The 7289-nt window shown below is 54.2% G+C and carries 7 protein-coding genes; 4 read left to right on the top strand and 3 right to left on the bottom strand.

All coding sequences use genetic code 11. The annotated features are described in order from the left end of the window. Nucleotides 1-5: 5 nt before the first annotated feature. Nucleotides 6-1397, bottom strand: a complete 1392-nt coding sequence (locus VM163_12180; protein ID HUT04634.1) for a protein kinase — start codon at nucleotides 1395-1397, stop codon at nucleotides 6-8. Between the two features lie 127 nt (nucleotides 1398-1524). Continuing rightward, nucleotides 1525-2406 carry a bifunctional methylenetetrahydrofolate dehydrogenase/methenyltetrahydrofolate cyclohydrolase FolD gene (folD, locus tag VM163_12185; protein ID HUT04635.1) on the bottom strand — a complete coding sequence of 294 codons (882 nt, stop codon included), beginning with the start codon at nucleotides 2404-2406 and terminating at the stop codon, nucleotides 1525-1527. 379 nt (nucleotides 2407-2785) lie between these two features. Here folD and VM163_12190 point away from each other — a divergent pair, with 379 nt between their 5' ends. Next, on the top strand, nucleotides 2786-3205 hold the full coding sequence (locus tag VM163_12190) for a hypothetical protein (protein HUT04636.1): 420 nt from the start codon (nucleotides 2786-2788) through the stop codon (nucleotides 3203-3205). A 13-nt stretch (nucleotides 3206-3218) separates the two neighbouring features. Next, nucleotides 3219-3746: a hypothetical protein gene (locus tag VM163_12195; protein HUT04637.1), complete on the top strand. Its 528-nt coding sequence runs from the start codon at nucleotides 3219-3221 to the stop codon at nucleotides 3744-3746. 434 nt (nucleotides 3747-4180) lie between these two features. Here VM163_12195 and VM163_12200 read toward each other — a convergent pair whose 3' ends face one another. Continuing rightward, nucleotides 4181-4930, bottom strand: a complete 750-nt coding sequence (locus VM163_12200; protein ID HUT04638.1) for an SPFH domain-containing protein — start codon at nucleotides 4928-4930, stop codon at nucleotides 4181-4183. Nucleotides 4931-5304: 374 nt separating this feature from the next. Between VM163_12200 and VM163_12205 the strand changes: the two genes are divergently transcribed. Then, nucleotides 5305-5544: a hypothetical protein gene (locus VM163_12205; GenBank protein HUT04639.1), complete on the top strand. Its 240-nt coding sequence runs from the start codon at nucleotides 5305-5307 to the stop codon at nucleotides 5542-5544. 107 nt (nucleotides 5545-5651) lie between these two features. Next, nucleotides 5652-7289, top strand: a 1638-nt coding sequence (locus tag VM163_12210) for a two-component regulator propeller domain-containing protein (GenBank protein ID HUT04640.1), incomplete at its 3' end; no start/stop codon positions are given.

A 7289-nucleotide genomic window follows, 5' to 3' on the forward strand; every position in this document is an offset into this window, starting at 1 on the left:
GCGCCTCAACGTTTGATGTTGCGCTGTATCAGATACAGAGGGACTAGAAGCAGAACCAATATGCCCATAAGGGATAACACAAGCGGCAGTGTATGCTCTCGCGATAGGTATTGGATATAGGCCATTGCTGCCCGGAAGTATAGCGAGATCGAGCCCTTCACCTGGCGAGTTCCCTCCACATAGACCCGATAGGCCTTTAGGTAGTCCTGCTGCTTCTCGTGCTCCTTCGCGGCTTTGACAATCACCTGAGCCCTATCTGAGCTCTCAAAATGCGCGCGCAGGGCAACAGCTGAGATGATCGCCACGAGCCCGATAATGGTAATCAACAAAACGGAGACGAGTCGCAGCTTTCTCCTGGAATCCGCCCGACTCGGCACGTGCGGCGTCATCTCGCGGGCCATTTTCTCTTCAGGGGGCTTCTTCTCGAGCTCTTCGGCTTTCTCTCCCAGCTTGGACTGTGCCATACTCTTCTCGAAATACTTCAACAGGTCCGTTGTCTTGCCGAATCGCTGGCTGGGTCTCTTGGCCATAGCCCTCAGTATCATGTAACTCACCCAGGGCGGCAGATCAGACCTGAGCCTCATAGGAGATTCGGGAACCTGCCGAAGGTGAGCGAGAAGCACGGCCACAGACGACTCCCCGGTAAAGGGGAGCTTGCCTGTGAACATCTCATACATGACAACGCCTAGTGAATAGATATCCGACCTGGCGTCGATGTTTCTTCCCCTAACCTGCTCAGGAGACATGTAGTCCGGCGTCCCCATTATCACCCCGGTCTGAGAGACCGAATTGCCGCCGAGGTGCCGCGCAAGCCCCAGGTCAACGATCTTGATCCCAAGGTTCTTAGTAATCAGAATGTTCTGGGGTTTTATGTCGCGATGAACAACGCCCACGCGGTGGGCGGCATCCAGGCCCAAACACACCTGAGACATTATCGTGTAGGCTAACTCCACATCAAACGGACCCTCTCGCCTGATCATCTGTTTCAGGCTCATCCCCTCGACAAACTCCATGACCAGGATGAGCATCCCTCCGATCTCCAGAATGTCCGTCAGCCGGATTATGTTCGGATGCACGACGCGCCTCGACATCTTCAGCTCACCCAAGAAACGTGAGCGAACCTGCTCGTCGCTCGTGAGAGAGGGCTTCAGCACCTTCAAGGCAATCACGCTGCCGGTCGTAACATCGACCGCGCGGAAAACACGGCCGAAGCCTCCTTTCCCAACCTCAGAGACTATTTCGTATCGGTCAGCAAACTTAACGCCCTTCTTGAACGAAGGCGCACCGAGGTCGGTCCTTGTATCCTCATCGTCCCCCGTCATCAGAAGACACCCGCAGCTGGAACAGTTGTTCATGTCATCCAGATTCGCCAAACCGCATTCAGGACATTGAATCATTGCTGCGTTTGCTCCAGTGCCTTGTCTCGAACAGCCCGATCACATACCAGACAGTAGCGCATTTGCTCTTTAGTCGCAAGTCCTCGGTCGAGCCCGACCGGGATGAAGCTGACGTCGAGAGGAGAGCCTACCCACCATACGCAATCGACCGCGCTGCCTCGACCGTGTTCTCAAGGAGCATGCAGACTGTCATCGGGCCAACGCCGCCGGGCACGGGTGTGATGTACGACGCAATTTCTGAGACTGATGCGAAATCAACGTCGCCAACCAACCGGCGGCCCGTCTTCGAGTCCTCGCACGGCACTACATTGGTCCCCGCGTCGATCACGACAACGCCGTCTGCGAAATAGGTGGCATCGAGCATTTGAGCTCGGCCAATCGCCACCGCGACGATCTCCGCGCGTTTTGTTACTTGCCTCAAGTTGCGCGTCCGAGTGTGCGCGATCGTAACCGTCGCATTCCTGCTCCTGCTGGAAAGCATGACCGCAAGCGGCCTACCGACGAGCTCGCTTCTGCCGACGACGACGGCGTTTTTGCCCTCAGTAGCAATGCCATACTCATCGAGCAGCCTGATCATCCCTTTGGGCGTGCATGGGGCGAGGCAGGGCTTGCCTCGATACAAGAGGCCCTGATTGAGCGTCGTAAGGCCGTCCACATCCTTCCCGGGAGCTATCCAATCGATTACCTCGTGCGCATCAAGATGCTCCGGAAGCGGCAGCTGGACGAGCACCCCGTGCACCTTCTCGCTCCGGTTGAGCTCGCCGATCGTCTCGTGCAGCTCATCCCTTGTTACCGTGGTTGCGAACTTGTGCAGCTCGAAATGAAGACCAATCTGCGTGGAGCGTTTCCGTTTCATCCGCACATAAGTGGCTGAGGCAGGATGTTCACCAACAAGGACGGCAGCAAGGCCAGGTCGCACGCCGCGTTCCTCCCACAGCGCTTCCACTTGCTCCGCGAGTCTCTGTTCGATTCTCGCGGCAGTTCTCTTTCCATCCAGTATCGTAGCCATGTCTATCCCTTTCCTGCTGTCAATGAGAGCAATCGAGACGACTATAATGTCGAAAACTGAGATTTGAAAGGGCAGCATGAAAAAGGCTAACCGGCGCCTTTGTGCCGATCATCCCAGGCGCCGTAGCACCCAACGGGTGCAACCCACGAACCAACCGCGGTCCAAATCATCGCCTGTTAGGAGCCGCTAAACATGTTCATCCTAGGAACTCTCCTGTCTATAAGCTGATTTTTAGATTGTGTTATTGACAAAAGACAAGGGTTGGATGTAATGTGCGGAGTAATCTATCGATACATAGGGTTGAGAACATAACGATGTGCAAACAAGTTTGCATGCGCTATTAAGGCAAAACGATGAACAATACAGGAGGTTGAAGAGAATGATTCGCACATGGATAATTACAGTTATAGTTGTTGGTTCTGTGTTGACAGTTTTTTCAGGCTGCAGTGCGACCAGGCAGGCCTCAAGCACACAAGAAGGATTACAGGGCGATCGACTAACTCTCGGAACAGTTCAAAAAGTCATCAAGAAAGGTATGTCAGGAGCTCAAGTTATTGAGGCTTTGGGCTCGCCTAATATCGTTTCTACAGATGAACAAGGTCGCGAAGTGTGGATATACGACAAAATAGCAACCGATAAGGTCTATTCTGAAGGTTCGGGAGGCGCGACCTTGGTATTGATATGGGGTGGACAAAGTGCAGGCTCATCTTCAACAAGTCAGCGAACATTAACCGTTATCATCAAGTTTGACCATGATAAAAAGGTCCGTGATTTCGCATACCATGCGTCAAGGTTTTAGCAGCCGAAACATCATGAAAGCAATCTTCCCTATGCTCCTCATTTGCATTGTGCTTATGGCTGGGTGTCAGACCATCCCCCGAGATGTCTTATCGCTGAGCCCAGAAGCTCTGGGCCAGCGCCAAATGCAAACTAGACAATATGAAACGAAAGACGAGGCGAAGATTCTCCGAGCATGCGCGGCTCATCTTCAGGACATGGGCTTCAATATAGATGAGAGCGAGACAGAACTGGGTCTTATTTCTGCTTCCAAAATGCGGAGCGCCGTAAACGCTGGTCAGCTAGTTGGAGCGGTTATCGTTGCCGCCCTTTTGGGCTCTATGCCGGCTACTGACGAAAAGCAAAAGATGCGTGCTTCGATCGTCACGCGCCCTGCAGGAGAGCACGGTGAATATATAGTTGTGAGAGTAACCTTCCAGAGGATCGTATGGAATACGCAGGGTCAAGTGAGCCGGTCAGAGAGCTTAACGGATCCTAAAATATATCAGGAGTTCTTTGATAAGCTGTCTAAATCTATCTTTCTGCAGGCACAAGAAATATGAAAAATACGCTCCTTTCAATATTGATACTATTCTCCTTGCTTATCGCAGGTTGTGCCACTACGCAGCAACGTCTTCTCGATTCTAATTCCAGTCAAGTGCAATTGAGGAGTATTCAAACACGGGTTTTTGATGCAACAGATATAGAAAAAACTCTGAGAACAATTATGGCCACTCTTCAAGATTTGGGCTTCGTGATCGATAAGGCAGATGCAGAGCTTGGAACAGTCACCGCCACAAAGCTAAAATACTATGCATTACGTATGACAGTTACAGTCAGAAGAAGGGGACAGACACAGCTGTTGGTTCGGGCTAATGCACAATACAATCTGCGGCCCATTACCGAGCCCCGGCCATATCAGCAATTTTTCGCCGCTCTTGAGAAAGCCATGTTTCTAACCGCCCATCACGTTGACTAAAGACAGATAAAAACACGGTCAAAACGGTGGCTTTCTAGCACCGCTTTCGAGAGTGGTTACGGTGTGACAAGCAACCATGGGCACTGGGCCAAAGCATAGCCCATGATAGGCACGTCCATACGCGAACGTCCCGCGATCTTTGCCATCTTTCTTAATGTTGTCCCTCTGGCCGTTGATAGACTTCCGGAATTCCGGCGGCGCAAGCCCACGAGCTGAGCTCGCGGCGAACGCAAAGTCTCGCATGAAGAAGTGGACTAGACTGACACCGCGATTCGCGAGCAGTTCCGACAGTTGCCTCTCGATTGCGGCCTTCTGTTCGGTCCGCCAGGATGCTTCGAGAAAACCGTCCGTGTTCGTCTCCTGAAAAAAGCGGCGCATAACACTTTTGATGTCGTTCAGCATTGCTCGCTGGACGTATTGCTCGCCATCATTCAGAGCATAGTTTAGGGCAAGCTGCGTTGGCTCTACCCGAAATGTGGTCGTGGCGTCCACATAGACTCTGAGGTTGTCCCTGAGGTTGACCTCAACGTGCTCTACGTCCACCTTCCGCACCCTGGTGCTTACCAGATCGACCTGATGCACAATCGGGACCGCAAAACGCACTCCGGGCATCAGCAGTTTGGGTTTCGCCCGCCCAGCCCCCGACCCAGCAAGCTGCGGCCGCCGAATGCCGACGAACCCGCATGGCACTTTAGTTAAGGCGACTACCCTGAAAAGCACAAGGAGCACCACAATAAGAACCGCCACAAGAAAAAGCTTCCGCACCATGTCTGTCCCTCCTTAGTTTCGTTAATTCAACGATAAACCTATCACAGCCGCCGTCTCCTGTGCAAGCTCGAGGGCCGTCCTGCGGCGTGAAGCTGAGGGCGTCGAGCGAGGCTGGGAGCATCAGTGTTGGGCGGTCCTCAGTAATCAGATTGAGCCAAGCCAGCTGTGGCCATTTGGAGTGCGGCGCCGAGCGACCGCATTCCAAAGCACCAAACGGGTGGAACCCACGAGCCAACCGCGGTCCCAATCATCGCCTGTTGGGAGCCGCTAAACATGTTCATCTTATGAAGTCCCCTGCCCTTAATTTGATTTTGGGGCCTCGTCTCCTGTTGAAAGTCGCAAGACGAGGCGTTACCATTACGTCAAGGAGGGCCATGATACTGAATGCGGATCTAAAGGCGCACATGAGCCGCTTTTATGACGATGACTACGGCCAGACTGGTTACGGCATAGCGTTCTGGATTATGGGTGAGCAGATGCTGACTGCCTGGAATTTGGCTAGCCAACGGATCGAGGGGCCGGATGGAGGGACATGTGCCGATTTGGGCGTATTCTACAATGGGAAATGGCTCTTGCCCCGAGGCAACGATCAGGGGCCCGGTTGGTGCAACTGAGGAGGTCGCTTGATGTAGTTCATCTGCGACACCGGGAGGAATAGGCTCAGGACCGCCGTGTGGGCTGGGTTCGCGCCTAGGGTTTTAGAATCGAAAGGGAGGGCGTTATGTGGGAAAACAGTGTCTTGTGTGAAGATTGCGGAAGCAAAGAGGAGAGTAGGCCTTGGACGGGGAGGGCCGGCAAGCTCAATCTAGTCGGCACGATATGGGTGGTGGTGTGCTTTCTGCTGGGCAGTGGGTCGGTTTTCGCCGTTGAATTCGCAGGCCCGCTTGTGATAAACTACACATCCGGAACATACCAGAACCGCCTCGCGGTCCAGGGCGATTGTGTATGGATCGCCACAGAGGGTGGTCTTGTCTTGATCAAGGGAAACACAGGTCAGAGGCTGAAGTTCACGCCGGCTGACTGGCGCGGTGCGCCCGGCGCTGGCTCCGTAGTGGTTGACATAAGCGGCGGCGTCTGGGGCTGTCCGTCACATCAACACGGGTACTTTGACCCTGGTCTCTTCCAGTTCGATGGCCTGGCATGGGAATGGAACGAGCGGCCGCTTGAGGGTGCTATGTACCGGGGCCTAGTCGCAGCTCACCTGGCGAGCGACGAGCTCGGGAACGTGTGGGTCCCTCTTTACGATCGCATGATTAGGTTTCATGGATCCAATTGGTATTCCTGGGACATGGCCGCTCCTTCCTGGTGGGCTGTCTTCGATTGTGTGGCGGCGAGAGGCGGCAAGGCCTGGGCGCCATCGGGAGGCGGCTCCAGGCTCTTCGTATTCGAAGACGATGATTTGTCCTGGATGACGCTTAATGAATCGATCTACGATATTGCCGCAGACATAACAAACGGTGTTTGGCTGGCCTTGCCAGGACTGCTTCTTCACTTTGACGAAGGCCATTTCCGAGGCTTCGAGCTTCCCCCCGAAACCGGGCTAAGCGATAGGGGATTCGATGTTCGCGTGGACGATCGGAATACTAAATGGTGTATAAAAAGCGTAGGTTATGAATTGTGGGTCGCGTCTCTGTCCCAGGACGAGACCTGGGCAGCTTACGGCGAGTTCACGGTCCCCGTGCAGTATGTGCAAGACGTTAGGTTTGGTGAGGACGGCGAGGCGTGGTTGATGCCGTCCAGAACCATAACGTACTGGAATGATCCCCTCGGGATCGATGCACCTCTACTCGAGCCGTCGCTTCTGCGCTATGGTGCGGGAGGGCTCCAAACCTTCTGGCCTTCTGACCCGTTGCCCGCGAGTTCTGTATCGGACCTTTGTATTGACTCACGAGGGACCGTGTGGGTTGCTGGGCTTTGGGAGGATTATACTCGAGAGGATCCTTATGCGTCCTATCTGTGTCGGTGGGACGGCGTCGAGCATGAAATCTTCTGGCCGTGGCATCGCGAGCTCCCCAACTTGATCAACTGCGTGACGCCCGGACCGGACGGCGATGTTTGGTTCGGGACGGACGAGGGTCTTTATGTATTTGACGGGGAGGAGTGGCGCCAGGTTAACGATGCTTCGATAACGAAGGTCAAGATCGCCCCTGATGGGCAAGTTTGGATCATCTGGTGCGTGTCGGAATACGAGCGCCGTGCCCAGCGCTTTGACGGCACTAGGTGGTGGAGTGCGTATAGGCCTGATTGGTCGGCACAGGAGCTCTCCGATGTGGCGTTCGACAGCAACGGGGTCGCATGGTTCTCCTGCGATGATCGATTTTGGGACCAGTACGAAGACTCAACACCTCGCAACTACGCG

This window comes from bacterium (assembly GCA_035527515.1).
GTDB lineage: Bacteria > B130-G9 > B130-G9 > B130-G9 > B130-G9 > B130-G9.

What these genes read in the sequence shown, in the direction of transcription:
- VM163_12180 (HUT04634.1), bottom strand. Translation starts at nt 1,397, where the DNA reads ATGATTCAATGTCCTGAATGCGGTTTGGCGAATCTGGATGACATGAAC.
- folD (HUT04635.1), bottom strand. Translation starts at nt 2,406, where the DNA reads ATGGCTACGATACTGGATGGAAAGAGAACTGCCGCGAGAATCGAACAG.
- VM163_12190 (HUT04636.1), top strand. Translation starts at nt 2,786, where the DNA reads ATGATTCGCACATGGATAATTACAGTTATAGTTGTTGGTTCTGTGTTG.
- VM163_12195 (HUT04637.1), top strand. Translation starts at nt 3,219, where the DNA reads ATGAAAGCAATCTTCCCTATGCTCCTCATTTGCATTGTGCTTATGGCT.
- VM163_12200 (HUT04638.1), bottom strand. Translation starts at nt 4,930, where the DNA reads ATGGTGCGGAAGCTTTTTCTTGTGGCGGTTCTTATTGTGGTGCTCCTT.
- VM163_12205 (HUT04639.1), top strand. Translation starts at nt 5,305, where the DNA reads ATGATACTGAATGCGGATCTAAAGGCGCACATGAGCCGCTTTTATGAC.